The organism is Methylobacterium sp. Leaf108 (assembly GCF_001423265.1).
Lineage (GTDB): Bacteria > Pseudomonadota > Alphaproteobacteria > Rhizobiales > Beijerinckiaceae > Methylobacterium.
Genome location: NZ_LMND01000031.1, coordinates 201,721 through 226,770, shown reverse-complemented (window position 1 = coordinate 226,770; position 25,050 = coordinate 201,721). Strand labels below are relative to the sequence as shown.

Below are 25,050 nucleotides of genomic sequence, written 5' to 3'. Positions count from 1 at the left end.
CGGTTCGATGAAACCCGACCGCGGTCGCTCAGCCGGCCTTGGACAGTGCCACCGCCACGAAGCGGGTGACGCCCTTGGTGCTCTTCACGCGCATCAGCACGGCCTTGCGCCCGCTCGCCTCGGCGGCGCGGATGCGCTCGGCGACCTCGGACGGCTTCGAGACGCTGGAACCGCCGACATCGAGGATGATGTCGCCCTGTTCGATGCCCTTGGCCGCGGCCGGCCCGTCGGGATCGACCTCCATCACCGCCACGCCCTCTTCGCCGCCGACCTCGGAGGCCGGCGCGAGGCTCAGCCCCAGGCGAGGCTGGCCGTCGCGCTGGCCGCCGCGGCGGTCGTCGTTGGCGGCCTTGGGATCGCTCGGCAGGGCGCCGAGTTCCACGGTCGCCGTGTCGGACTTGCCCGAGCGCAGGTAGGAGAGCTCGACCTTGGCGCCGGGCTTGAGGCCGGCGATCTTGCGCGAGAGCTCCTTGGCGTCGTTGACCGGGTTGCCGTTGACCGACTCGATGACGTCGCCGGACTTGAGGCCGGCCTTGGCCGCCGGGGTGCCGGGCTCGGCATGGTCGACGAGGGCGCCCTTGGCCTTGTCGAGGCCCAGGCCGTCGGCGATGTCCTTGGTCACCGGCTGGACCTGGACGCCGAGGTAGCCGCGGGCGACCTTGCCGTCGGCGCGCAGCTGGTCGACCACCGCCTGCACGGTCTCTGCCGGGATGGCGAAGGCGAGGCCGACGCTGCCGCCCGAGGGCGAAGCGATGGCGGTGTTCACGCCCACGACCTCGCCGACCACGTTGAAGGTCGGGCCGCCCGAGTTGCCCTTGTTGATGGGCGCGTCGATCTGCAGGAAGTCGTCGTAGGGGCCCGCGCCGATATCGCGGCCGCGCGCCGAGACGATGCCGGCGGTGACGGTGCCGCCCAAGCCGAACGGGTTGCCGATGGCCACCACCCAGTCACCCACCCGCGGCGCGGTCTTGCCGAGGGAGACGTAGGGGTAGGTACCGCCCTCGGTGATCTTGAGGAGGGCGAGATCGGTCTTGGGGTCCTTGCCGATGACCTTGGCGTCGAGGGTGCGGTTGTCGTCGAGGGTCACCTGCACGGTCTTGGCCTTGTCGACCACGTGGTTGTTGGTGACGACGTAGCCGTCGGCCGAGATGATGAAGCCCGAGCCCATGCCGCCGCGCTGGTTCTTGCGCTGGGGCATCTGGCCGCCGGGACCGCCCTGGCCGTTGCCCTGGCCGTTCTGGCCGAAGCGCTTGAGGAACTCGCGCAGCTGCGGCGGCGCGTTCTGCATGCCGCGCCCGCCGGACCCGTCCTCGTCGTCGTCGCCGGCGCCGTCCTCGAGCTTCACCTTCACGGCCACGACGCCGGGCTTCACCCGATCGACGATGCTGGCGAAGGAGCCGGGCGGCTGGTCGGGGATGGTGGCCGAGGGCTTGGAGAGGGCCTGGGCCAGGGCGGGGGTCACGGGCTGGACGACGCTGACGCCGACGGCGCCGGTCGCCATCAGGGCGGCCGCGGCGACGGAGGCGAGCGCAGTGCGGCGCAGGCGGTCGGACTGGACGGGCATGGATCACTCCGGATTGTCGGGGCACCGCGAAGCGGGCCGTGGTCCGGTGCATAGCCCCCGGCGCCTGACCTGATCGTGGCGCTAAGGTTACCGTTTGGACAGGTTGGGGAGGGGCGCCGCGGCGAAGCCGTGGAAGGTTCACCGTGCCGCCTCCGCCATGGCCTCCTCATCGATCACGCAGGGAACCGGACGTGCCTGGCCCCGCCCGACCGCGGACCCGTAGAAGGCCGGGGTACGCCCGTCCTCGTCATGCCTTCTTCGTGCAGACGGTCGCTGTGCCACCAGACCGGACCCGAGCGGTCGAGGATCGGGTCTGTGGCGCGGTCCGAGCGGCAGGCCTCGATCTCGGCCCAGCGCGCCTCGCGGTTCACCGGCCCGTCGTCGCGGCGGTGGACGCCGGCAGGGCGCCAACCCCCGCCCGCCACCGCAGGTCCAGCAGCAACCCCGCCGGATGGGTGTCCACAACCGGTGTGATCGGCAGGCCCGCCGCGTCGAGCAGCCGGGCGGTCCAGTGGTTGCACAGGTTGAGCGCCGAGAACCGGCCCTCGCCCTCGTAGAACAGGCTCGGCCCGTAGAGCCCCGGCCCGCCCGCCACCGGCTGGCCGGCCTCCAGGCGGAAGCTCGCGTCGAGGCGGGCCAGCAGCCGGGCGAGGCCAGCCTGCGACAGCCGGATCGGCACGATGTCGGAATGCGGGAAGCTCTCCCGCACGCCGCGCTCCAGTCCCACCACCTGCACGACGCCGGTGCGGCCGCCCGGCGTGAACAGGGCCGCCAGGGCGAGGCCGACGTCGACCTCTGCCAGGGTCGGGGTCGCCCGGTAGAAGCGGGCCTCGCCCCAGCCGAACTCGAGGCGCGGATAGTCGCGAAAGCGGGTGGCGATGGCGCGCAGGGCGCTGCCCGTCCCCTCCCCGGTGAGGGCGTCGCGGGGAAGGACCAGGCCCGAGTGCCAGCCGTGGCTGACGAGGTGGATCGTCTCGGCGTCCGCCCCCTCGGCCGGCGGATAGAGCGCCGGGTCGCCGGGGCGCGCGGTGAGGACGGCGGCGAGGATCAGCAGGGTGACGAGGCCCGCGAGGGCACGTCCGAGGCGCGGCAGCACCTTCCCGAAGCGCCGGCTCGGCGGAGGATGCCCGTGGTCCGCGCCTCGCGGTGAGCCGGCGGCGACGGCTGTCCGGTCGCTCTGCGCGTCCGGCGGAACCCTCCCCACCCTATCCTTCCCCGTCAGCGGGATGGATCGTCGTCGCGATCGCAGGCGTCGGCCTCACGCCTCCGCCAGTCGCGCCAGCGCCTCGCGGATCTTCTCCAGCCGGGCGGCCTCGGCGTCGCGGCGCTCGCGCTGCTCGTCCACCACCTCGTCGGGGGCGCGGGCGAGGAAATCGGCGTTGCCGAGCTTGGCCTCGATCTTGGCGATCTCCGAGGCCGCCTTGGCCGCCTCCTTGTTCAGGCGCACCACTTCGGCGGCCAGATCGACGATGCCCTCCAGCGGCAGGGCGGCCACCGAGCCGCGCACCAGGAGCTGCACCGCGTTCCTCGGCGCGGTCTGCGCGAAGGTGATCTGCGAGAGGCGGGCGAGGCGCAGGAGCGTGTCCTGCCACTGGCGAGCCCGCGCCCGCAGGGCCTCGCCGGCGCCGACAATCACGAGGGGAATCTGCGCGCCGGCCGGCACGTTCGTCTCGGAGCGGGCCGAGCGGATCTCGGAGACGAGGTCCACCACCCAGCCGATCTCGGCCTCGGCCTCCGGGTCGGCCAGGGTCGACAGGTCGGGCCAGGGTGCCAGCGCCAGGAGCCCGCGCCCGGCGATGCCCTCGCCCTTGATCGCCCACAGTTCCTCGGTGAGGAAGGGCATGAACGGGTGCAGCAGCTTGGCGATCTGGTCGATCAGGAAGGCGACGGTTGCTTGCGTCTCCGCCTTGGAGGCGGCGTCGCCCTCGCCCTGGAGGACGGGCTTGGCCAGCTCGACGTACCAGTCGCAGAAGATGTTCCAGACGAAGCGGTAGGCGGCGGCCGCCGCGTCGTTGAAGCGGTAGGCCTCCAGCGCCGCCGTCACCTCGGCCACCGCGCGGGCGGCCTCGCCCAGCGCCCAGCGGTTCAGGGTCTCGGCGGCGTCCCCGGGCCGGTAGTCGGCCCGCAGGACGCAGCCGTTCATCTCGGCGAAGCGCGAGGCGTTCCAGAGCTTGGTCGCGAAGTTGCGGTAGCCCTCGACCCGGTTGACGCCGAGCTTGATGTCGCGCCCGGGCGCGTTCATGGCGGCGAGGGTGAAGCGCAGGGCGTCGGCGCCGTATTGGTCGATGAGCCCGAGGGGGTCGACGACGTTGCCCTTCGATTTCGACATCTTGGCGCCGGCGGCGTCCCGCACCAGGGTGTGCAGGTAGACCGTCGCGAACGGCACCCGGCCGGTGACGTGGAGGCCGAGCATCATCATCCGGGCGACCCAGAAGAAGATGATGTCCTTGCCCGTCACCAGGGCGTCGGTGGGGTAGAACCGGTCGAGCTCGGGCGTCGCGTCGGGCCAGCCCAGCGTCGAGAACGGCCACAGGCCGGAGGAGAACCAGGTGTCGAGGACGTCCTCGTCACGGGTGAGGGCGGTCGGGCGACCTTGCCGGGCCTCGGCCTGTTCGCGTGCCTCCGCCTCGCTCGTCGCGACGAAGATGCCGCCGTCCTCGTCGTACCAGACCGGGATGCGGTGCCCCCACCACAGCTGGCGCGAGATGCACCAGGGTTCGATGTTCTCCAACCATTGGAAGAACGTCTTCTGGTAGGTATCTGGAACAAAACGGGTTTCTCCGTCTCGCACCGCCTGGAGCGCCCGCTCGGCCAGGGGTTTGACGTTCACGTACCACTGGTCGGTGAGGTAGGGCTCGATGACCACGCCCGAGCGGTCGCCGTGCGGGACGGCATGGGTGTTGGGCTCGGTCAGGCGCAGCCGTCCGCGCTCCTCCATCAAGGCGACGACGCGGGCGCGCGCCGCCTCGCGGTCGAGGCCGTGCAGGGCGAGGGTCTCCGGCTCCGGCGATGCACCGGCCAGGAAAGCCTCGTTTCCATCGAGGGTTATGCGCGCTTGTGCATCCAGGACGTTAATGGCGGTGCAACCGGCGCGCCGGCCGACCTCGAAGTCGTTGAAGTCGTGGGCCGGGGTGATCTTGACCGCGCCGGTGCCCTTTTCGGGGTCGGAATAGGTGTCGGCGACGATGGGGATCAGCCGGCCGACCAACGGAACGCGGACCCGCCGACCCACGAGGGACGTGTAGCGCGCGTCGTCCGGGTGGACCGCCACGGCGGTGTCGCCGAGCATGGTCTCGGGGCGGGTGGTGGCCACCGTGATGACCTCGCCGGTCTCGGCGCCGGCCTCGTCCACGATCGGGTAGTCGAAGTGCCAGAGGTGGCCCTTCACCTCGACCTGCAGCACTTCGAGGTCGGAGATCGCGGTCTGGAACTTCGGGTCCCAGTTCACGAGGCGCTTGTCGCGGTAGATCAGCCCCTGCGCGTGGAGATCGACGAAGACCTTGGTCACGGCCCGGACCATCTGGTCGTCGGGCGCGCCCGAGACGCCCATGGTGAAGCGCTCGCGCGACCAGTCGCAGGAGGCGCCCAGGCGCTTCAACTGGTTGACGATGGCGCCGCCCGATTGCGCCTTCCAGGCCCACACCGTCTCGACGAAGGCCTCGCGGGTCATCTCGCGCCGGCCGGGCTTGCCGGCCTCCGCGAGCTGGCGCTCCACCACCATCTGCGTCGCGATGCCGGCGTGGTCGGTGCCCGGCTGCCACAGCACGTCGCGCCCGCGCATGCGCTCGAACCGGCACAGGATGTCCTGGAGCGTGTTGTTGAGGGCGTGGCCCATGTGGAGGCTGCCGGTGACGTTCGGCGGCGGGATCATCATGGTGAAGGGCTTGGCGCCGGCGCGGTCGGGCCGGCCCGCCTTGAAGGCTTCGCCGGCCTCCCAGGCGGCCGAGACGCGCGCCTCCACGGCGGCGGGGTCGAAGGTCTTGTCCATCATGACGGAGTCGGGGCCACTTCACGCGGAACGTCGCGTCCGGCCGCTTTCAACCCGTCACGGGGCCCGCGTCAACCGACGCTCGGCGGATCGGCGCTTCAGCGGCCGCGGGCCACGCGCTCGATCTCGGCCCGCACCAGGCGCTCGACCATCACCGGCAGGTTGTCGTCGAGCCAGGATTTGAGCATCGGGCGCAGCATGTCCTGCACGAGGTCCTCCAGCGTGCGGGCGTTGTGGCTGAGCACCGTGCTCGCCAGCATGCCGAAGGCCTGGTGGACGCTGGCATCGGTCACCGCCGAGGTGAGGCGGTCGTGCGCGCTCGCCGGCTCGGGCCGGATGTCCCGGTAGGGCTCGTGCCGAACTTCCTGGCGAGCGTCCTGGCGAACCTCCTCGCGGATCTGTTCGCGGATCTCTTGCCGGGGCGCGGGAGCCGGTTCGTCCCAGCTGAGTTCCGGCTCGGGCTCCGGCGCGTCGTCGAAGGAGATCGAGTCGAAGTCGATGACGTCGTCGGCCGTCGCCTCGCGAAAGCCGATCGGCTCCTCCTCGATCGGGGCCGGCTTGCGGATCGGCCGGGCGACCTCGGCGAGATCGAGGATGTCGTCGTCCTGGCGCCTGGGCTGGGGGGAGCGCACGGGCTCCGCGTCCTCGGTCTTGGCGACCTGGTCGTCGGCGATGATGCGGCGGATCGAGGCCAGGATCTCCTCCATGGAGGGTTCCTGGCCCAGCTCCTGGGCCTTGTCCTGCGCCTTGGGGCTCGCTGCACTCATAAGGACGATGCTCGGAGCATAAGGTTAAGGAACGGTTGATCCGGTGGATCACGATGCTCACGCCCGTGGCGGAGCACAAGCCGCGGGACTCTTCCGCAACACCGCGGGCCACAGGAAACCGTCGGCCGGGGTCAGCGCCCGTCGGGGGTCCGCACGCCGTACCAGAGGTCCTTGACCTGGTCGAAATGCTCCTTGGGGGAGTAGATCGCGGTCGGGATCGCGGTGAAGCGCACCGTCAGCCGGCCCACCGCCTGGACGACGCCGTAGGAGTTCACCACCCGGTCGCGCTGGGCGATGATGAGGTTGACGCGCGAGTTGAGCAGTTCCTGTTGCGCGTTCAGCACGTCGAGGGTGGTGCGCTGGCCGACGCGGGCCTCCTCGCGCACGCCGTTGAGGGCGACCTCGTTGGCCTGGACCTGGGCCTGGGAGGCGATCACCTGGGCCTTGGAGGCCTCGAGCTGGCCCCAGGCGGTGACGATCGCCGAGCGGACCTGGTCGCGCACGTCCTCGACGTTGATGCGGGCCTGGCCGACCTGCTCCTTGGCCTGGCGGATCTGCGAATAGGTCTGGCCGCCCTCGTAGAGCGGGATCGAGATCGAGCCGACGATGGAGGCGGTGACGCCGTTGTCGCCGGGGAACTGGGTGTCGTAGCGCTGCTGCACCGCGCCCTGCAGGCCGACGCGGGGATAGAGCTGGCCCTCGAAGATCTTCACCTGCGCCTCGGCTACGTCCACCGCATGGAGCGAGGCCAGGATCTGGGGATGCTCCTTGAGGCCGATCCCTACCGCGGCATCGAGGCCGGGGGGCACGAACCGGTCGAGGGGGCGGCCCGGGGCGAGCTGGCGCGGCTCGACGCCGATGCGGCGGCGGTAATCGCCGATGGAGGACCGCAGGTTGGATTCGGCGGTGCTCACGCTGGAGCGGGCACCGGCCAGGCGCGCCTCGGCCTGGGCGACGTCGGTGCGGGTGACCTCGCCGACGTTGAAGCGGTCGCGGGTCTGGCGAAGCTGCTCCTCGAGCACCTCGACGTTGTTGCGCTGCAGCTCCAGGTTGGCCGTGTCGCGCAGGACGTTCATGTAGGCCTGCGCCGCGCTGAACAGGGTATTCATCTCGGTGGCGCGCAGGGACTCGCGCGTGCTCAGCACGTTCGATTCGGCGCGTCGGGTCTGGTTGTTGGTCTGGAACCCGTCGAACAGGTTCTGGTTGATCGTCAGGCCCGCCCCGCCCGGCCGGGTGGTGTTGTTCAGCTGCTGGCCCGAGATGCGGCCCTGGAACTGCTGGATGCCGATGTCGGCGCTGAGGTTGACGGTCGGCCGATACCCGGCCTGGGCCTGGGCCACGTTCTCGTCGGTGGCGCGCAGGCCGGCGCGGCCGGCGTTGAGCACGGGATTGGCGCGGTAGGCCCGCGCCAGGGCGCTCTCGAGCGTCTCGGCGCTCGCGGGGGCCGCCGAAGCGACGGCGAGGCCGGCCAGGGACAATCCGGCCAGCGCCAGACGACCCAGCCCAGGTGCGGCGAAGCCGGCGAGCGCAAGCTCAGCCCGCGTCGCGGAGTTCCGTTCTCTCACGTCCATCAGCCCTTGCGGTTTCTCGATGAACCGGCCGACCGTCCAGCGACGGTCGCGGCGCCCGAGGGTTCCCACTTGACGTCCGTGGGGATCCAGAAAGCGCAGTCCGGGTTGCCCGCCCCGGTGCTCTGTCTAGACGAGCTTGGCACCATCGGCACAGGCCCCGTCGGCCGGTGGGTAAAGAAAGGTGATCGGGTGCCGCATAAAAGCGACACCCGATCGGGGGGCGCGGAGGGCGTCTCATGCCATCTCCGGTTGATCGCGTCGTGATGCGGGAAATGGGCTTCGCTCGGGCGCCGCGCGGGCTTCGTGAGACGGTTCACACTGGATTCGAGCGGAAACCGTCTCAGAAGACGAAGCCGGCGTCGGCCGCGAAGCCCGGCAGGGCCGGCAAGGCCGCGTCGAACAGCGGGCGCGAGCCGAAAGCGGAGCCGGCACGCACGAACAGGGTCGCCTTGGCGGCACGGTCGCGCCCCATCACGCAGACGAGGCGGCCGCCGTCGGCGAGCTGGTCGAGGAGGCCCTGCGGCCGTACCTCGACGCGGCCCTCCACGAGGATCACGTCGAACGGGCCACCCTCGGTCGGGCCCCCGTCGAGGGCGGCCTCGACCACGCTCACGCCGGGCCGGCCGGCCAGTCGCTCCCGGGCGCCCGCCGCCAGGGCGGCGTCGGGTTCGAGGGCGACGCCCTCGGCGCCCAGACCGGAGAGGATCGCCGCCCCGTAGCCGTAGCCGGCGGCGACGTCGAGGAAGCGGGCGCCGGGCTCCACCGCCAGGGCCTGGATCATGCGTGCGAGCAGCATCGGCGCGGGCATCGCCCGGTCCGGTCCCAGCCGCAGGGTCTGGTCGCTGTAGGCGAAGGCCGCCCGGTCCGCCGGTACGAACCGCTCGCGCGGGACCGCGCCGAAGGCGTCGAGGACCGCGACATTGGTCACGTCGAAGGTCCGCAACTGGCAATCGACCATGAGGCGTCGCGCCTGCGCATCATCGAGCATCGGTGCCCTTTCTCCCATGGCCGCCGGGGCGTGCCGAAACTCTCGCAGGACGCATCCGACAGGACGGTCCGAGCTCGGCGGCCGAAGCCCGCGGTTTGTCGGGGATCGGCTCGAGAAACGCAAGGTTCCCGGTCGGAAACCGAAAGCGTTCGAAGGGAAGAAGGAAATTGGAGGCCTCGGAGGGAATCGAACCCCCGTACAAGGATTTGCAGTCCTCTGCGTAACCACTCCGCCACGAGGCCTCGTCTGGCCGTACCCCATCCTGGGGCCGTGCCGCGCTGGTCCGGATCGGGCGGCCGATCGGGGGCGAGCGGCTCTCTAGCAGAGGCGGGCCCCCTTGAGCAACGGCCAACCCGACATCGGCGTCACGCATCCGTCACGTGAGGCAAGGCATCCCGCGAGGCAGGCAAGGAACGGCATCACGTCGGGACCGACGCTGCGTGACGGATTCGTGAAACCTCGCCCCCCGGCCCTTGCGCCCCGCCGTTCCCGTGTGTAGAGACCCCGCCGTGGTCCCCGATAGCTCAGTTGGTAGAGCAAGCGACTGTTAATCGCTTTGTCGTAGGTTCGAGTCCTACTCGGGGAGCCAATCCTTTCGATTGCGATCATGCCTCAGGTCAGCCGAAGCATCCGATGCGCGATGCGTGCGGTCTGCGACTGGCTGGACCGTTAAGGTCTTTTCCAAGGGCGCCGTGATAAGGCTTCGTCCTTGCCCGGATCGGGCCGGGGTCCGGGATGATCGCGCGCCACACCTTCACCTATGTCGGCTCGCGCGGCCTCGCCGCCGCCCTCAACATGGCCGCCGTGGCCGTGTTCACCCGGCTGGCGCCCCCGGAGGCCTTCGGGACGTATCTGCTCATCCTGTCCTGGTCGCTCCTCCTCTACAGCGCCACCAGCCAGTGGCCGAAATACGCGTTCTTCGCCCTCTACGACGAGACCCGGGCGGCGGTGCAGGTCGGCACCGTGCTGCGGCTGCTGGGTGGCATGGTGCTCCTCAGCGGGGTCGTCTGCGCGATCGCCTGCGCCCTCGGCCTCGTCTCCGGCCCTGTCGCCGTCGCGGTGCTGGCTTCGGGGGCGGGCATGACCCTGTTCGAGGCCGCCGCCGAGATCGCCCGCACGCGGCTGGCCGCCACCGCCGTGGCGGCCGCGGTGGTCCTGCGTGCCGTGCTGGTGCTCGGCCTCGGCAGCCTCTCGCTCCTGGTCTCGGGCGATGCGCGCCACCTCCTCCTCGCTATCGCGCTCGCCAACGCCCTGGCCGCCCTGCCCGCCCTCGCGGCCATCGCGCCGCTCCTGCGCGGGCGCGGCAGCCTCGCCGAGGCCCGCGCGATCCTGGCCTACGGCTGGCCCCTGATCGTGTCCTTCACCGCCGCCGCCCTCGCCCAGACCGTCGACCGGCTCATCGTCGGCGGCGTGCTCGGCACGGGCGCGCTCGGCGCCTACGGCGCGGTGTCCGATTTCCTGCGCCAGAGCTTCGTCGTGTTCGGCGAGGCCATCGCCCTGTCCCTGGTCTCCATCGCCAAGCGCGACGCCAGGGCCGGCGGCATGGCGGCGGCGCGACCCGCCCTGGCCGATGCGATGCGGCTGATGGCGCTGGTGGCGGCCTTCGGGGCGGTGTTCGTGCTCACCTTCGACGGGCCGATCGTGTCGGTGCTGCTCGGGCCGGACTACCGCGCGACGGCCCTGTCGGTGGCGCCGCTGCTGCTGGCCGCCAGCATCCTCGTGATGTTCCGGGCCTACTACTTCGGCCAGGTCATCTACTTCTCGCCCACCAGCCGCCTCGAAGCGGTGGCCTCGATGGTCCTCCTGGCCACCGTCGCCGGCCTCTCGGCGGTCCTCATCCCCCGCTACGGCGTCGCCGGGGCGGCCGTGGCCAACCTCGCCGGCCAGGCGGTGGCCTGCCTCGTCCTGGTGCTGGGTGCCCGCGAGGCCGTGCGCCTGCCGATCCCCTGGACCGATCTGATGCTCATCGCGCTCGGCGCCTTGGCCTGCCGGCTGGCGGTGGTCGGTGTCGACGCGCTCGCCCTCGGGCCCGTCGGCGCCCTCCTGCAACTGGCGCTGATCGGCCTCGCGGCGGCCGCCACCGCCTGGCACCTCAACCCGATCGGCCTCGCCGACCTGGTGCGGCGCCGGATCGGCCGGGTCTCGTGATGGCAAAGCCCGATCAGCGTTTCGGCCCGACGCGCCGCATCGGCGACCTCGTGGTGGCGCTCCGCCCCCTCTCGCCGGCCGCGCCCTGGCTCGGGGCCTGGCGGACGCTGGCCGCCGCGCCCGCCTTCGACAACTTGTTCTACCATCCCGACTTCGCGATTCCCGCCGCCGGTCCGTTCGGCTCCGGCGTGCGGGTGATGCTGGTGGGCGACCGAGCCCCCGAGGAGCCGGGCCTGCGCCTCCTCGCCCTCTGGCCGATCCGGGTCACCCGCCGCCGCTGGGGCCTGCCCCTGGCCATCGGCTGGATGCATCCGTTCGGCGTCTTCGGCGTGCCGCTCCTCGACGGCGACGACCCCGCGACGGCGCTGGCCGCCCTGTTTTCGGGCCTGGATGCGGTCGGCCAGCGCCGGGCGATGCTCACCCATGTGCCGACGCGAGGAGCCTTCGCCGACCTGCTGGCGGGCTGGGCGGCGGCGGCGGGCACGCGCCGGACGCCGTTCTGGGCCCATGCCCGTGCCCTCCTCGACCTGACCGGCCGCAGCGAGGCCGAGCGGGCGGCCTACCTCGGCCATCTCTCCGCCCGCCGGCGCCGGCGCCTGCGCCAGTCGCGCGAGCGCCTGGAGGCCGACACCCCCCTCGCCTTCGACACCGCGCGGACGCCGGGTGCGGTCGCTGCCGCCCTCGACGATTTCATCGCTCTGGAAGGCGCGGGCTGGAAGGGGCGCACCGGGGCGGCCACCGCGCTGGCCTGCCGCCCGGACGAGGCGGCCTTCGTCGCGGCCGCGGTGGCGGCCTTCGCGGCGCGGGGCGCCATGCGGATCGACCGCCTGCACCGGGACGGGCGCAGCCTCGCCTCGGCCCTCACCTTCGCCACCCGCGGCCGGGTCTGGTGCCTGAAGATCGCCTTCGACGAGGCCGCCGCCCGCGATTCCCCCGGCGCCCAGCACCTGCACCACCTGACCCGGAGCCTGATCGACGATCCCGCCGTGACGGTGGCCGATTCCTGCGCGCCGCCGGACTTCTTCCTCGCCGAGACGTTCTGGGCCGAGCGCCTGCCGCTGGCGCACGTCCTCGTGGAAACGCGAGCGGGGGATCGGTTCTACGGCCTCGGCGTTCGCCTGGAATCCCTGCGTGCCGCCGCCGTGCGCGCGGTCAAGCGCTGGCGCGGCCGCGACAAGCCGGCGGCCGAGGCGGAGTGAGGCCTACCAGCCGAAGCGCGAGATCTGCGCCGACTTGGCCTCGATCGCCGCCGGATCGCGGCCCAGGCGGGCGATGCGCACCGACAGGTCGTAGCAGGTCGGGCAGAAGCCGAAGCTCATGAGCGGGATGCCCTCGGCGCGCGAGCGCGCCACCGAAGCGATCAGGCAGGCGATCGGCAGTTCGGCCGCCGGCGTGGCGAGGCAATCCCCGCGCGGGCTGCCGAAGGGCGAGCGGTTCGGCCAGGTCAGCGACACCACGGTGCCGCCCTGGCGGTCGGGGGCCGGCGGCACGGTGTAGCTGCGCACGAACAGGGCGCAGACGGCGAGGACGGCGGCGAGGGCGAGGAGGAGGCGCATGGAACCAATCGGTTGTCGGAAGCCTGTGGGGTGCTGGGCATGGACAGGGTTGTTTCGAGTCGCGAATGATATCCGCTGGTTGGCGGAGCTTGAAAAGGGCAGGCATGACGAACGACGAGGCCCTCGACGCGATCGACAATCTTCAGACGTGGGGATGGGAAAAACCGCCCGCCCTATCCGATGAAGATTTCAGCTGTGTCATTGATGAATTATTTTGTTATTTGACCGACCGTTCGCAGATTGAGCCGTATTGTAAGACTCAATTTTTGCAAGAAACTATTGATAAATCGAATCGGCGATTACGCGCGTTTCTTCCTGATTTTCGACGCCGTTTTGAGGCTGGAAGCCGTAATCAAGCAGAATTTTTTCGAAGAAGCCATAAATTGGAGTTCGAACAAATTTGAACGGATGATAGTGAATATTTATATTGAATCGACGCAAAAAGTTCGTCAAAAACACGACATCAAGGACGATATGGGTATCGACGAAATCATTATGCAACTAGTTGGCTGCCATTGGCAGAAGGTTGCTATGATTGCGGGAACCGTCATGGCACTGCGCTCGGGACTCGTCGACACGAATATCGCTGAGCGAGTGAAGGTCCTCGTCAGTAGTGGCTTGCTCGAGTTGCAGGGTTCCCTATCGAATATGCGCTACAGTGAGGTTCGCTTGCCGGTGGGAAAGGAAGGCGCAGTAACCGATACTTTGTCGTGAGGTCGTAGCTTGTCGTGCCATCGCTCAGCCGCAACAGAAGACGCTAGCCCGGCTCGTCGTACCGGCTCCAGCGGAACACCTCGGTGCCGGCCCCGTCGATGACCCGCACGGCTTCCGCCGGGGTCCCCGTGCGCTGGGGCACCCGCGCCCTGGCGAACAGGCCGAGCGCCCGTTCCTTGGCGCCCTCGACGCCGGCCGTGCGCACCGAGATGCGCTGGCGCACGACATCCTCGTGCGGCGCGTCCGTCTCCGGGCCGAGGACTTCGATGTGGTAGGTCTCGCGAAGGCTCACGGGCGGGGCTGGTCCTGTCGTCCGGGTGGTGCATCATCGTAGGGCATCGCGGCCCGCCCGTCTGCCGCGGGTGGGTCCGACCCGCGCGGCGCGATCGTCCGGGGCCGTGCAAGGCCAGCCGCGATGTGATTGAGTGGCGCCTCCGTCCAGACCCTCGCCCGCACCGGATCGTTCCATGGCGCCCTCCCCCTTCGTCACCGCCGACTGGCTCTCGGCCCGCCGCGATGCCCCCGACATCGTGGTGCTCGACGCCTCCTGGTATCTGCCCGCGCAAGGCCGCGACGCGGCGGCCGAATACCGTGCCGGCCACATCCCCGGCGCGATCCGCTTCGACCTCGACGCCATGAGCGACGAGACCTCGCCGCTGCCCCACATGCTGCCGCGCCCGGAGGTCTTCGCCTCGCGCATGCGCGGCCTCGGCATCGGCGACGGCGCGCAGGTCGTCGTCTACGACGGCCTCGGCCTGTTCTCCGCGCCGCGGGTGCGGTGGATGCTGCGCACCTTCGGCATGCGCGACGTGGTGATTCTCGAGGGCGGGTTCCCGGCCTGGGTCGCCGGCGGCCATCCGGTGGAGGACGGCGACCCCCGACCGCGCGAGCGGCGCCACTTCACCGCCCGCCTCGACCATGGCGCCGTGGCCGATGCGGGCGACATCGCCCGCGCCCTGGAGACCGGCGCGGCGCAGGTGGTGGACGCCCGCTCCGGCCCGCGCTTCCGCGGCGAGGAGCAGGAGCCCCGCCCCGGCGTGCGCCCCGGCCACATGCCCGGCGCCCGCAACCTCCATTACGCCGCCCTTCAGGGCGACGGCCGCCTCAAGGACGAGGCGTCCCTGCGCGCCGCCTTCGAGGCCGCCGGGGTCGACCTCGACCGCCCGGTGGTCACCACCTGCGGCTCCGGCGTCACCGCCGCCATCGTCTCGCTGGCGCTGGAGACCCTGGGGCGCCCCTCCCGCGCCCTCTACGACGGGTCCTGGTCGGAGTGGGGCGCCGACCCCGCCCGCCCCGTCGCCACAGGCCCGGCGTGAGCGGCAGCGGCCGTCGGGCCGTCGAGGTCATCGGCGCCCCGATCGAGGTCGGCACCCACGAGGCCGGCGCCATCATGGGCCCGGCCGCCCTGCGCACGGCGGGGCTGGTGCGGGCGCTCGCCGACCTCGGCTGGCCGGTGACCGACCGCGGCGACGTCTCGCCCGATCCGGCTGCGCCCGCGCGCGGCGCCGGCGCGGTGGCGGCCTGGGCGCTCGCCCTGCGCGAGGCTGTCGGCGCCGCCCTCGGCCGGGGCGCCCTGCCCGTGGTGATCGGCGGCGACCACAGCCTGTCGCTGGGCACCGTCGATGCGGTCCTGCGCCATTGCGCGGCGGGCAACCGCGCGCTCTTCGTGCTGTGGCTCGACGCGCATGCGGATTTCAACACGCCCGAGACCTCGCCGTCCGGCAACATGCACGGCATGCCGCTGGCGGCGCTCTGCGGCGAGCCGGGGTTCTCGGACCTGTTCGCGGACGACGACCGCCCGACTCTGGCGCCGGGCAACGTCCACCTGTTCGGCCTGCGCTCGATCGATGCGGGCGAGCGCGCCCTGGTGGCCGCCCGCCGCATCGACGTCGTCGACATGCGCACCATCGACGAGTTCGGCGTGGTCGCGCCCCTGCGGCGCATCCTGGAGCGGGTCAAGGCCGCCGACGGGGTGCTGCATGTCAGCCTCGACGTCGACTTCCTCGATCCCTCCCTGGCGCCGGGCGTCGGCACCACGGTGCCGGGGGGCGCCACGTTTCGCGAGGCGCATCTCATCATGGAGATGCTGCACGATTCCGGCCTCGTGGCGGCCCTCGACGTGGTCGAGCTGAACCCGTTCCTCGACGAGCGCGGCCGCAGTGCGCGGCTCTTGGTGGAACTCGTCGCCAGCCTGTTCGGCCGCGCGATCCTGGAGCGGGCGCCGGTCCTGCCGGACGTGGGCGGGGCGTGAACCGGATCGAAGACCCCTCGCGCCTCGACGAGGAAAGGCCTGCCGCGCCGGCCCGGCAGCGCTCGCAGGGGTTCGCCGGCCTCCGGCTCGGCTGCCCCGGCGGTGGCGGCACCCGCGTCCTCGACATGCGCGAATCCGGCCCGCTGCGGCTGCGGCTGCCGCGCCGGCCGGAGGGCGCGCTGGAGGCCGTCCTCCTCAACACCGCCGGCGGCATCGCCTGCGGCGATGCCTTCGCCGTCGAGGCGACCCTCGACCCGGGCGCCGACCTCGTGCTGACGACCATCGCCGCCGAGAAGGTCTATCGCTCCGACGGGCCGGTGAGCACGGTGGCGACCCGCGCCCGTCTCGCCGCCGGCGCCCGCCTCGCCTTCCTGCCGCAGGAAACCATCCTGTTCGACCGCAGTGCCCTCGACCGGCGTTTCGAGGCGGATCTGGCGGCCGATGCCCGGCTGCTGGCCTTCGAGGCGGTGGTGTTCGGGCGCGCCGCCCGCCACGAGGCGATGACGCAGGGGCGCCTCGTCGATGCCTGGCGCATCCGCCGCGCCGGCCGCCTCGTGGTCGCCGACACGCTCCGGCTCGAGGGCGCGCTGGGCGACCTGCTCGACCGCACCGCCATCGGCGCCGGCGCCCGGGCGATGGCGACCCTGATCGACGTCTCCCCGCAAGCCGAAGGCCGCCTCGACGAGATGCGGGCCCATCTCGACGCCGCGGGGGCCAATGTCGTGGCGGGGGTGGAGGCCGGGGCCAGCGCCTGGAACGGCCACCTCGTCGCCCGCTTCCTCGGCCGCGACGCCGATGCCCTCAAGGCCGTGGCGATCCGGGTGCTGGTGGCCTATCGCGGAGTGCCGATGCCCCGCGTCTGGCAGAGCTGAAGAGCCGCCGGTCCCCGGCCCATGCGAAAACGGCGGCGCTTTCGCCCCGCCGTCCGCTCTTCGAACCGTGGTGTGCCGGTCAGTAGGCCGGGCCGCCCGAGGTGGTGCCGTAGTTGGGCACGACGCGGTTGTTGCCCTCGGCGTTGCCGGCCTTGGCGGAACTGTCGAAGCCGCGACGGCCGACCGACCCGGTGGTCAGGTCGTCGTCGAACGCGCCCCGGCGCGCGGCCTCGGCATTGCGGCGGGCCGTCCGGCCCTCGAGCCCGGCCGGAGCGGTCGCGGCGGCGATGCCGGCCGGTGCGTTGTAGCTCTGCGCAAGAACAGGCGAAGCAACGGTGCCGGCGGCGACGAGCAGGGCGGCGGCGAGGGAAGTAAGGCGCTTGGTCATGACGATATCCATTCCGTTCTAGGCGGTCGTTGCCGTTCCCGGTCGGCCGCGTGATCTTGTGTGATCCGGATATGGGACGGGCAACGCCGCCTCGTCGTGCGGTGCCGCACGCGACCGCGATGGCTCCGCGCCTCCTGCGGGCTCCCAAAGCCGGCGACCAGCTTTCGGTCCGATGCTCTAATCCCGACGGCGGCGCGAGGCGGTGGTCCGGTTGGGCGTCCGGCCGGCCACGGTGGCGAACAGGGCTGGATGCGGCTCGATCCCCGGCTTTGCGGGAAACTTTCCGGGCGGACGCCAGACCGTCGGCGGCCGCCGGGACGCGTCGGCGGCCGGTGTCGAGACCGTCGCCGCGCGGGCCTTGCGCGGGACGGCCCGGCGCGGGGCCGGGAACAGAGCGGCGATGCCGGCCAGCACCAGGCAGCCGAGGCCGATCGCCAGGCCGCTCGGCCCCGGCACGGCGTCCGTCATCATGACGACGAGGCCCGCGAGGGAGAGGATGCGAACGAGGTTGTGGGCCGCGAAGGGGTCGTAAGGCATGGCGGCAGGATCGTCGCCAACCCTTGCCGGACCTTGAAGCCGGTCCGTCGCAATCGATGCATCGATTGCTTCGTCAAGGGCTTACGAGCAAGGGCTTGCGAGAAAGTCCTGCGCCAGGGCTTTGCCTTGGTGGCCTGGCCCTCGCGCGCCGCCGACGCGGCACCGGCCCGATGGCCTCGGGCCGACGCTTGCGATGCCGCGCAAGGGCCGCTTCAGCCCGCCGGTCCTGCGGGCGGGAGCGGGCGGGGCCGGCCCTCGTCGTCCACGGCCACGAAGGTGAAGGTCGCCTCCGTCACCTTCTCGCGGGTCTGTGTGCGGAAGCGGCGAGCCCAGGCCTCGACCTCGATCTTCATGGAGGTGCGGCCCACGGTCGGAATGCGTGTGTAGACACACAGGACGTCGCCGACCCTCACCGGACGGATGAAGGTCATGGCGTCCACCGCCACGGTCACCACCCGGCCCTGGGCGCGGTCGACCCCGGCGATGCCGCCGGCCTGGTCCATCTGCGACATCACCCACCCGCCGAAGATGTCGCCGTTGGCGTTGGTGTCGGCCGGCATGGCGCTGGTGCGGACCGTGAGGTCGCCGCGCGGCTCGACCGCCTGATCCGTGGACGAGCCCTTGTCGCGCTCCATCGATCCCTCCCGTGCCCGCCGGCGAGCCCGGCTTGTCCCGTTCGGCGATGGGGTGCCGACCGTACCGGGCCGCCCCGGCCGCCGTGGCCGGGATCATGGGCCGCAACCGGCGGGAAGGCCAGTGCGGCGACGGCTCGGGGCGACGGCTCGCGCGAGCGCGCAGAACGACGAAGGCCCGGCAGCGGATGTCGCTGCCGGGCCTCGTCCGGGCGTGTCGCCGGCGGGGTCCCTCCCCCGAAGGAAGGTCCCCGCCCGATGACGGGAGCGTCAGTAGAAGCGGCGCGGGCCGTAGAAGCGCGGGCCGCCGTAGAAGCGACGCGGGCCATAGAAGCGACGCGGACCGTAGAACCGGCGCGGGCCGTAGAAGCGGGGGCCACCGTAGAAGCGGCGCGGCCCGTAGAACCGGCGGCGATAGCCGTAGTACTGCGCCTGCTCGACGACGGCCGGAGCGGCCTGCGCCTGAAGGGCGAGCGCGGGACCGATCGGGGCCGCCGAGGCGCCCTGGGGCGCCGTCGCAGCGAATCCAAGAGCCAGCAGGGCTGCCAGCAGCATCTTCCTCAGCACGTTCAGAACTCCTCGGATAAGGGCCACCGGCCCGGTGAACGATCGGGCGGCCGGCCGTCACCCTGGCCTTGCCGCCCGCTCGAAGTCTTCAAACGCACGATGCGCCCAAAGCGTTTCAGGCTCGACCGCCCCTTCGGTTCGGGAGGCCCCGGCCTGTCAAAGACCTCAGGCGATCTTGAGCGTCATGTCGACGACCGGTGCGTCTCCGACACGGCGAACCAAGCCGATGCCGTGCTCGCAGTCCTCGCGGCGGACGTAGCCCTCGGCGCAATCGGCGATCACGTTTCCGTTCTGCGCCCGGAGCCGCCAGCGCCATTCGCCGCCGGCATCCCGATAGAGTTCGAACCGCATCCCGATGCCTCGCCTGCGACAAACCGACCGGACATGAGATGGGGTATCGCGCGGCGGCGGCAATGCCGGTGGCACCGATGGCCCACGAAAAAACCGCCTCGGACGAACCGAAGCGGCTTTTTCGTTCCTGGCGTGTCGCGTCGGGAGGTCGACGCGACACGCGATGGCGGTGCGGTCCGCGGTGTCGGATCAGGAACGCGGGGCGCGGTCGAGCCAGCCGATCGCGCGGCCGCCTTCGCCGCTCGTGGTCCGCTGCGGGCGGCCGGCACCCTGGGGGCGACCGTCGCCGCGCGGCTCGCCGCGGGGAGCCTGGGTGCGGGCCTCGGCCTGGCGCTCGCCGCCGCGGTTGTCCGGGCCGCGATTGCCGTCGGGGCGACCGGACCGGGCCGGGGCGCCGCGGTTCTCGGTTCCACGCGCTTCGGGACGGCCGCCGTTGCCGGACCGGCCGTTGCCCGGACGGCCGCCGCCGGGGCGCTGGCCCTGGCGCTGGCCGGGACGCTGGCCCTGCGGCAGCGGGCGACGCTCCTCGGCCTGGGCCGCGTCCATCGCCTCCTGGCGGCTCGGGGGCGCGAAGCCCTCGGGGAAGCCGGCGACGGGGATCTTCTGGCGGGTGGTGCGCTCGATGTCGCGCAGGTACGCCTTTTCCTCGTCGTTGCAGAACGAGATCGCGAGGCCGTCGGCCCCGGCCCGCGCCGTGCGGCCGATGCGGTGGACGTAGCTCTCCGGCACGTTGGGCAGGTCGTAGTTGATGACGTGGCTGACCGCGTCGACGTCGATGCCGCGGGCCGCGATGTCGGTGGCCACCAAGACCCGGCAGGAGCCGTCCTTGAAGGCGGCGAGCGCCCGCTCGCGCTGGGGCTGCGACTTGTTGCCGTGGATGGCGGACGCCGCGATGCTCACCTTCTCGAGGCCGCGCACGACGCGGTCGGCGCCGTGCTTGGTCCGCGTGAAGACGAGCACCCGCTCGATCTTGGGATCGCGCAGGATGTGGTTGAGCAGCGCCTGCTTGGCACCGGTGTGGGCGAAGATGACCTCCTGGGTCACCCGCTCGGCGGTGGTCGCCACGGGCGTGACGGCGACCTGGACGGGGTCACGAAGATACTGGTCGGCGAGCCCGGCGATGTTCTTGGGCATGGTGGCCGAGAAGAACAGGCTCTGGCGCTCACGCGGCAGCATCTTCACGATGCGCTTGAGGGCGTGGATGAAGCCGAGGTCGAGCATCTGGTCGGCCTCGTCGAGGACGAGGATCTCGACGGCCTCGAGGGTGAGCGAGCGGCGCTCGATCAGGTCCATCAGGCGGCCGGGGGTGGCGACCAGGATGTCGACGCCGTTGGCGAGCGCCTTCTCCTGGCGGGAGATGGTGACGCCGCCGAACACCACGGTGTTGGTGAACGACAGGTGCCGGCCGTAGTCCGAGAAGCTCTCGGCGATCTGGTTGGCGAGCTCGCGGGTGGGCGAGAGCACCAGGACGCGGCAGCCGCGGCGGATCGGCCGGCGCGGCGTCAGGGCGAGGCGATGCAGGATCGGCAGCGCGAAGGCCGCGGTCTTGCCGGTGCCGGTCTGGGCGATGCCGCAGAGGTCGCGGCCCTGCATGGCGGGCGCGATGGCCTGGGCCTGGATCGGTGTCGGCGTGGTGTAGCCGGCTTCCTCCAGCGCACGCAGCACGGGCTGGGCGAGGCCGAAATCAGTGAATTGGGTCAAGGGTGGTCTTTCAAAGCAGCGGGACCGGCCGCACGCCATCGATCGCGATGGTCGTCGTACGCAGGCTGGTCCGTTGGGCTGGAGGCTGCCCGCGTGATGGGGCAGTCCGGGTGCATGCACGTTGAAGAGAGGGGCTCAGGTCGCTGGGGCCGCGCTGATGCGCAATCGGCGATCCGTCACGCAGCCCTCTCAAGCGGAACCATGACGGCCGCTGACGCTGCAGGGCGACATTTGCGCCTTCGCACTTGCGAAGTCAATCCCCGGACCGAACCCGCCCCGGACCGAACCCGCCCCGGACCGAACCCGCCCCGGACCGAACCCGCCCCGGACCGAACCCGCCCCCGACCCGTGCGGGCGATCGGTCGCGGAAATCCGAGGCCCGAAACGATGACGGCCACGGGTGGCGGTGCCCTGTGCGCGTACATCCGGCGTCACAGGTCACCGGCTCCGTGGCCGTGTCCGACGGTGCGACTGGGTCGCGATCGGCATGGGTCGACGATGACCCGAGATGGTTAACGCCCCGTCAACGCCGGGGCGATTCCCTCCGGGTCGGTCGCGGGATCAATAGGTCCGGCGCTGCCCGCGGCCGCCGAAGCGACGGCTGACGAACTGGATCAGCCGGGGCAGGAGGAAGGCGACGAGAAGCTTACGGATCATCGAAGGTCTCCGAGAAAGGCGGCGTGACTGCCGGTATGGAGACGTAAAGGCGCGATGCCGCGATGCGTTCCATGCCGTCGGCATCCGCGTGCCGCGGATCGGTCAGGCGGCCATCCGGCTGGATTCCGGCGCGGACACCGGAAAGACGAGCTGGACGGTCGTGCCCTCGCCCGGGCGGCTCTCGATCGACGCGCTCCCGCCGGCCTGCTGGGCGAACCGCAGGACCTGGTTGAGACCGAGCCCGGTGCCCTTGCCCACGGGCTTGGTCGTGAAGAACGGGTCGAAGGCGCGGGCGATCACCTCCGCGCTCATGCCGGGCCCCGTGTCGCTCACCGCGATGCTGACCTGGACCGTCCGCGTGGCCGTGGCGACGGCGCGTGTGGCGATGGTGAGCGAGCCCCCCGCGGGCATCGCGTCGCGGGCGTTGACGGCGAGGTTGAGGAGCGCGTTCTCGAGCTGGTTGGCGTCGAGGGTCAGGTTCGGAACGTCCGGCGACAGCTCCAGCTCCATCCTGATCTGTCCGCCCAGCGTGCTGCGCAAGAGCTTGGCGAAGCGCAGGATCAGGTCGTTGACGTCGGTCGGCGCGACCGACAGCGGTTCGTTGCGGGCGAAGGACAGCAGCAGGTGCGTGGTCTCGGCCGCCCGTTCGGCGCCCCCGAGGGCGTCCTTCACCCGTGCGAGCAGGGCCGGCTCGTGTGCGAGATGACGTTCGAGCCAGTCGAGGTTGGCGATCACCACGTTCAGGAGGTTGTTGAAGTCGTGGGCGATGCCGCCCGCGAGCTGGCCCACCGCCTCCATCTTCTGGGATTGGCGCAGCTGCGCTTCCGCCGCCTCGCGTGCGCGCACCGCGTCTTCGCGCGCCAGCACCGCCTGTGCCCGCGCGATGTTGGCGCGCGCCTGGCGCGCCAGGGTCCAGAGGATGCCTAGGATGGCGGCGATGCACAGGACGGTGGCGCCGGCGCCCAGGATCGCCTGGTTGCGCCAGTCGTGCAGGATGTCGTCGCGGGCACGGCTGACGTTCACCACCATCGGGTAGCCGGTGACGGCGCGGGTGGCGACGAACCGATGGACGCCGTCCATCGCATCCGAGACCTCGTAGTAGCCGCCCTGGCTGGCCACGAGGTCCGGGGTGAACGCCTTGATCCTGAACTGCCGCCCGACCCCGGCGATGGCCGGCTCGCGGGTCAGCAGGGTGCCGTCCTGGCGCCACAGGCTGATCGCCGACCGGCCGCCGAGCTTGAGCGAGCGGTAGAAGCTGTCGAAGTACCGGAGGTCGATCGCCCCGAGCACCAGGCCGACGAACCGTCCGTCCGGCCCCACGAGCCGGCGCGCCAGATAGATCGTCCAGGTGCCGGTGCCCCTGTTCTGCACCGGCTCGGTGACGTAGGCACCGGTCACCTCGGTATCGCGCAGGTGCGCGAAGTAGTCCCGGTCCGACAGGTCGATGGCCGGAATCGGAAGGAAGCGGGAGAAGGTGACGAGCCGGCCGTCGGCTCCCACCACCGACACGGCATCGAGCTGCGGGATGCCGGCGATCTTCGCCTTCAAGCCCTCGTGGAAGCCGCGGTCGCCCGCGAGGCTGGCGAGCCCCTCCCCCGTGGGCGGGCCGTCCTTCGAGAGGGAGGCGACGATGGTGTCGACGACGAGGTCGACGCTCTGCATCGCCCGTGCGGTCTCCTCCGCGAGCACCGTGTTGAGGGTCATCAACTCGCGCTTGGCGTCGAGCAGCTGCTTGGTGCGCAATTCCAGGATGACGAAGGCCGGCATGGCCACGAGGCCGACGCTCAGGACCAGCCCGACCAGGGCCAGCCTGCGCGAGAGCATGCCGATCGTCTGCCGGAGCTTGACGATCGAGCGGGCCTCCCCCTCCGGTAGCCGGGCTCCCGCCTCGGTGTCAGGTCTCATGCCGCCGGCCTACCCTCGCGCCCGGCCGGCGGTCGAACGGCGGGCCCGTCGACGGCGGCCACCGCTGGTCTCAGATCCGCCATTCCGTACCCGTCCGCCTAATTTATGAGGAGCGCCGCCACGCTGACATCCAAGACCGTCACGGGTGATGACACCGAGGATCGGACAATCGGACGATCCGCCTAGTCTGGTCGATGGAGCCCGTGGCGTAAATGGAGGCCGAACGTCGTATCCTCCACGTCCGGCGGCCCCGCCGCACGAGGAGGACGTCGTGGTGTGTCGGGACGGCCCTCGATCCAGGAGCGCGAACGGCACCGACATATCCGACGTCTGTCATCGGCTTCGATGCGGAAGTCGCAGGATTTATTCTGTATAAAATCTGCCGAACGGCATATCGACAATGAAAAATCAGGTTTTAATTTCTGGCGCAAGCTTCGATATTGAATAACGAGACACAAGTTCCCGATTCATTGTGGCGACCGCCGTTCCGTCAGGGGCGTTGCTCGGGCCACTCATAGATAGAATGCGCGTCGCGACAAGTCGATTGGCGGGGGATGGTTTACAACCGAGAGGCGCGGGACGCCCGCCGGATCGCCGGGCCGGGAGGGTGGCCGTTCGAGGCCGGTTCGGCTAACGCTCCGGTCCGAGCCGGTCGAGGAGGACGCCGTCGGCATAGCCGTCCGGCGTGAGCCCGACCGAGGCCTGGTAGGCGCGGATGGCGGCCCGGGTCCGGGGGCCGATCTTACCGTCGATGCCGCCGGCCGCATGGCCGCGTTCCGTCAGCCGGGTCTGCAGCGTCCGGATCTCCTCGGGCGTCGGGATGCGGTCGCCCCGCGGCCAGTCCCGGGCGAAGGCCGGTCCTCCCCGCAGGCGGTCGGACAGGTGGCCGACTGTGAGGGCGTAGGCGAGCGCGGTGTTGTAGCGCAGGATCACGGAAAAGTTCGGCAGCAGCAGGAAAGCGGGCCCGCGGGCGCCCGCGGGCAGGATCAGCGTCGCCCGCGTCGTCGCGTCGGGTGGCACGAAGCCCGGCACGGGGCGCACGCTCAAGGCTGCCCATTCGGCGAGGCTGCGTGGCGTGGTCTCGTCGGCCAGGGCGTAGTCGAAGCCCTCCGGCAGGGTGGCCTCGGTGCCCCAGCCCTCGCCCGGCCGCCATCCCATCGCCGAGAGATAGGCGGCGGTGGAGGCGAGCGCGTCGGGCACGTTCCAGAGGTCGCGCCGGCCGTCGCCGTCGCCGTCCACCGCATGGGCCTGGTAGACCGTCGGCATGAACTGGGTGTGGCCCATGGCGCCGGCCCAGGAGCCGGTGAACCGCTCCGGCGCCACCTCGCCGCGGGCCAGGAGCTGCAAGGCCGCGATCGTTTCGCCGCGCCAGTAGCCGGCCCGGCCGGTGTCCCCACAGGCCAATGTCGCCAGGGAGCGGACCACCGGCCGCACCACGGCCGCGTTGTCGAGGACGGCGCCATAGCTCGATTCGACCCCCCAGAACGCCGCCAGGGTGAAGCGGTCGACCCCGAACCGCCGTTCGATCTCCTCGAAGACGGTCGCCCACTCCTGAAGCTTGCGCTTCCCCTCGTCGATGCGCGACGGCGAAGCGCCGCCGTCGAGATAGGTCCAGATCGGGGTGACGAACTCCGACTGGTTGCGGGTGGCGGCCAGCACCTCCGGGTCCGGCGTCAGGGCCAGCAGGCGCTCGGCGATCACCGCCTGCGGCACCTCGCGGGCCGCCGCCTCGGCGCCGATCCCGGCGATGCATTCCGCGAACGGGGGCGCGGGCGCCGCCTCCTGGCCCGCCGCCGCTCCTGCCTGGAGGCCGAGCACGACCGAGGCCGCCGCCATACCGCGCGGGATCGGGGACCGGCGATGGGCCGTGCGATCGCGCATCCTGATTCTCCC

The 25,050-nt window shown here is 71.4% G+C and carries 22 protein-coding genes and 2 tRNA genes; 7 read left to right on the top strand and 17 right to left on the bottom strand.

Going from position 1 to position 25,050, the window contains the following annotated elements; genetic code table 11:
• Positions 1–28 precede the first annotated feature (28 nt).
• The 7 genes from ASF39_RS15745 to ASF39_RS15715 all read right to left on the bottom strand — a co-directional run bounded on the left by ASF39_RS15745 (position 29) and on the right by ASF39_RS15715 (position 9,120).
• Complete coding sequence (locus ASF39_RS15745; RefSeq protein WP_055882504.1) at positions 29–1,564, bottom strand: Do family serine endopeptidase; 1,536 nt, start codon at positions 1,562–1,564, stop codon at positions 29–31.
• A 367-nt stretch (positions 1,565–1,931) separates the two neighbouring features.
• On the bottom strand, positions 1,932–2,660 hold the full coding sequence (locus tag ASF39_RS15740; protein WP_056285584.1) for a DUF2459 domain-containing protein: 729 nt from the start codon (positions 2,658–2,660) through the stop codon (positions 1,932–1,934).
• A 162-nt stretch (positions 2,661–2,822) separates the two neighbouring features.
• Positions 2,823–5,555 carry a valine--tRNA ligase gene (locus ASF39_RS15735; RefSeq protein ID WP_056285582.1) on the bottom strand — a complete coding sequence of 911 codons (2,733 nt, stop codon included), beginning with the start codon at positions 5,553–5,555 and terminating at the stop codon, positions 2,823–2,825.
• Between the two features lie 95 nt (positions 5,556–5,650).
• Positions 5,651–6,259: a DUF2497 domain-containing protein gene (locus ASF39_RS15730; protein WP_055882677.1), complete on the bottom strand. Its 609-nt coding sequence runs from the start codon at positions 6,257–6,259 to the stop codon at positions 5,651–5,653.
• 191 nt (positions 6,260–6,450) lie between these two features.
• Positions 6,451–7,890: a TolC family outer membrane protein gene (locus ASF39_RS15725; RefSeq protein WP_082494616.1), complete on the bottom strand. Its 1,440-nt coding sequence runs from the start codon at positions 7,888–7,890 to the stop codon at positions 6,451–6,453.
• 340 nt (positions 7,891–8,230) lie between these two features.
• Complete coding sequence (locus tag ASF39_RS15720) at positions 8,231–8,878, bottom strand: protein-L-isoaspartate O-methyltransferase (RefSeq protein WP_055882495.1); 648 nt, start codon at positions 8,876–8,878, stop codon at positions 8,231–8,233.
• Between the two features lie 168 nt (positions 8,879–9,046).
• Positions 9,047–9,120 (bottom strand) — tRNA-Cys (locus ASF39_RS15715).
• Positions 9,121–9,391: 271 nt separating this feature from the next.
• Between ASF39_RS15715 and ASF39_RS15710 the strand changes: the two genes are divergently transcribed.
• The 3 genes from ASF39_RS15710 (at position 9,392) to ASF39_RS15700 (ending at position 12,225) form a co-directional block, all read left to right on the top strand.
• A tRNA-Asn gene (locus ASF39_RS15710) sits at positions 9,392–9,467 on the top strand.
• 146 nt (positions 9,468–9,613) lie between these two features.
• Entirely contained in the window at positions 9,614–11,026 is a 1,413-nt protein-coding gene (locus tag ASF39_RS15705; RefSeq protein ID WP_056285579.1) for an oligosaccharide flippase family protein, read from the top strand.
• On the top strand, positions 11,026–12,225 hold the full coding sequence (locus ASF39_RS15700) for a GNAT family N-acetyltransferase (protein WP_056285576.1): 1,200 nt from the start codon (positions 11,026–11,028) through the stop codon (positions 12,223–12,225). The genes ASF39_RS15705 and ASF39_RS15700 overlap by 1 nt, the downstream gene beginning before the upstream one ends.
• Before the next feature lie 3 nt (positions 12,226–12,228).
• On the opposite strand, the gene ASF39_RS21445 is transcribed toward ASF39_RS15700, so the two are convergent.
• Positions 12,229–12,582: a hypothetical protein gene (locus ASF39_RS21445; protein WP_056285574.1), complete on the bottom strand. Its 354-nt coding sequence runs from the start codon at positions 12,580–12,582 to the stop codon at positions 12,229–12,231.
• A 240-nt stretch (positions 12,583–12,822) separates the two neighbouring features.
• Here ASF39_RS21445 and ASF39_RS21440 point away from each other — a divergent pair, with 240 nt between their 5' ends.
• Positions 12,823–13,296 (top strand): DUF3658 domain-containing protein, encoded by a 474-nt coding sequence (locus ASF39_RS21440; RefSeq protein ID WP_156648517.1) that lies wholly within the window; start codon positions 12,823–12,825, stop codon positions 13,294–13,296.
• Between the two features lie 43 nt (positions 13,297–13,339).
• Here the strand turns inward: ASF39_RS21440 and ASF39_RS15690 are convergent, their stop codons facing one another.
• Positions 13,340–13,588, bottom strand: coding sequence for a hypothetical protein (locus ASF39_RS15690; RefSeq protein ID WP_055889410.1), 249 nt, complete (start codon positions 13,586–13,588; stop codon positions 13,340–13,342).
• Positions 13,589–13,763: 175 nt separating this feature from the next.
• Between ASF39_RS15690 and sseA the strand changes: the two genes are divergently transcribed.
• The 3 genes from sseA to ASF39_RS15675 are packed head-to-tail and all read left to right on the top strand — an operon-like array spanning position 13,764 to position 16,419.
• Complete coding sequence (gene sseA / locus ASF39_RS15685; RefSeq protein WP_055889406.1) at positions 13,764–14,612, top strand: 3-mercaptopyruvate sulfurtransferase; 849 nt, start codon at positions 13,764–13,766, stop codon at positions 14,610–14,612.
• A complete protein-coding gene (rocF, locus tag ASF39_RS15680) occupies positions 14,609–15,547 on the top strand; it encodes an arginase (protein WP_056285571.1) in 939 nt (312 codons plus the stop codon). The genes sseA and rocF overlap by 4 nt, the downstream gene beginning before the upstream one ends.
• Entirely contained in the window at positions 15,544–16,419 is an 876-nt protein-coding gene (locus tag ASF39_RS15675; RefSeq protein ID WP_244472432.1) for an urease accessory protein UreD, read from the top strand. The genes rocF and ASF39_RS15675 overlap by 4 nt, the downstream gene beginning before the upstream one ends.
• A 79-nt stretch (positions 16,420–16,498) precedes the next feature.
• Here the strand turns inward: ASF39_RS15675 and ASF39_RS15670 are convergent, their stop codons facing one another.
• The 8 genes from ASF39_RS15670 to ASF39_RS15635 form a co-directional block, all read right to left on the bottom strand.
• Positions 16,499–16,807, bottom strand: coding sequence for a hypothetical protein (locus ASF39_RS15670; protein WP_056285794.1), 309 nt, complete (start codon positions 16,805–16,807; stop codon positions 16,499–16,501).
• Positions 16,808–16,984: 177 nt separating this feature from the next.
• Positions 16,985–17,344, bottom strand: a complete 360-nt coding sequence (locus tag ASF39_RS15665) for a hypothetical protein (protein ID WP_056285566.1) — start codon at positions 17,342–17,344, stop codon at positions 16,985–16,987.
• 212 nt (positions 17,345–17,556) lie between these two features.
• The gene (locus tag ASF39_RS15660) at positions 17,557–17,979 is read right to left on the bottom strand and encodes an acyl-CoA thioesterase (protein ID WP_056285562.1); all 423 of its coding nucleotides are present in this window, start codon (positions 17,977–17,979) and stop codon (positions 17,557–17,559) included.
• Positions 17,980–18,246: 267 nt separating this feature from the next.
• On the bottom strand, positions 18,247–18,543 hold the full coding sequence (locus ASF39_RS15655) for a hypothetical protein (RefSeq protein WP_055889395.1): 297 nt from the start codon (positions 18,541–18,543) through the stop codon (positions 18,247–18,249).
• Positions 18,544–18,708: 165 nt separating this feature from the next.
• A complete protein-coding gene (locus tag ASF39_RS15650; protein ID WP_056285558.1) occupies positions 18,709–18,894 on the bottom strand; it encodes a DUF1508 domain-containing protein in 186 nt (61 codons plus the stop codon).
• 189 nt (positions 18,895–19,083) lie between these two features.
• Entirely contained in the window at positions 19,084–20,595 is a 1,512-nt protein-coding gene (locus tag ASF39_RS15645; RefSeq protein ID WP_055889388.1) for a DEAD/DEAH box helicase, read from the bottom strand.
• Positions 20,596–21,354: 759 nt separating this feature from the next.
• Complete coding sequence (locus ASF39_RS15640; protein WP_082494602.1) at positions 21,355–23,157, bottom strand: hybrid sensor histidine kinase/response regulator; 1,803 nt, start codon at positions 23,155–23,157, stop codon at positions 21,355–21,357.
• 630 nt (positions 23,158–23,787) lie between these two features.
• The gene (locus ASF39_RS15635) at positions 23,788–25,038 is read right to left on the bottom strand and encodes a lytic murein transglycosylase (protein WP_056285552.1); all 1,251 of its coding nucleotides are present in this window, start codon (positions 25,036–25,038) and stop codon (positions 23,788–23,790) included.
• Between the last annotated feature and the right edge of the window lie 12 nt (positions 25,039–25,050).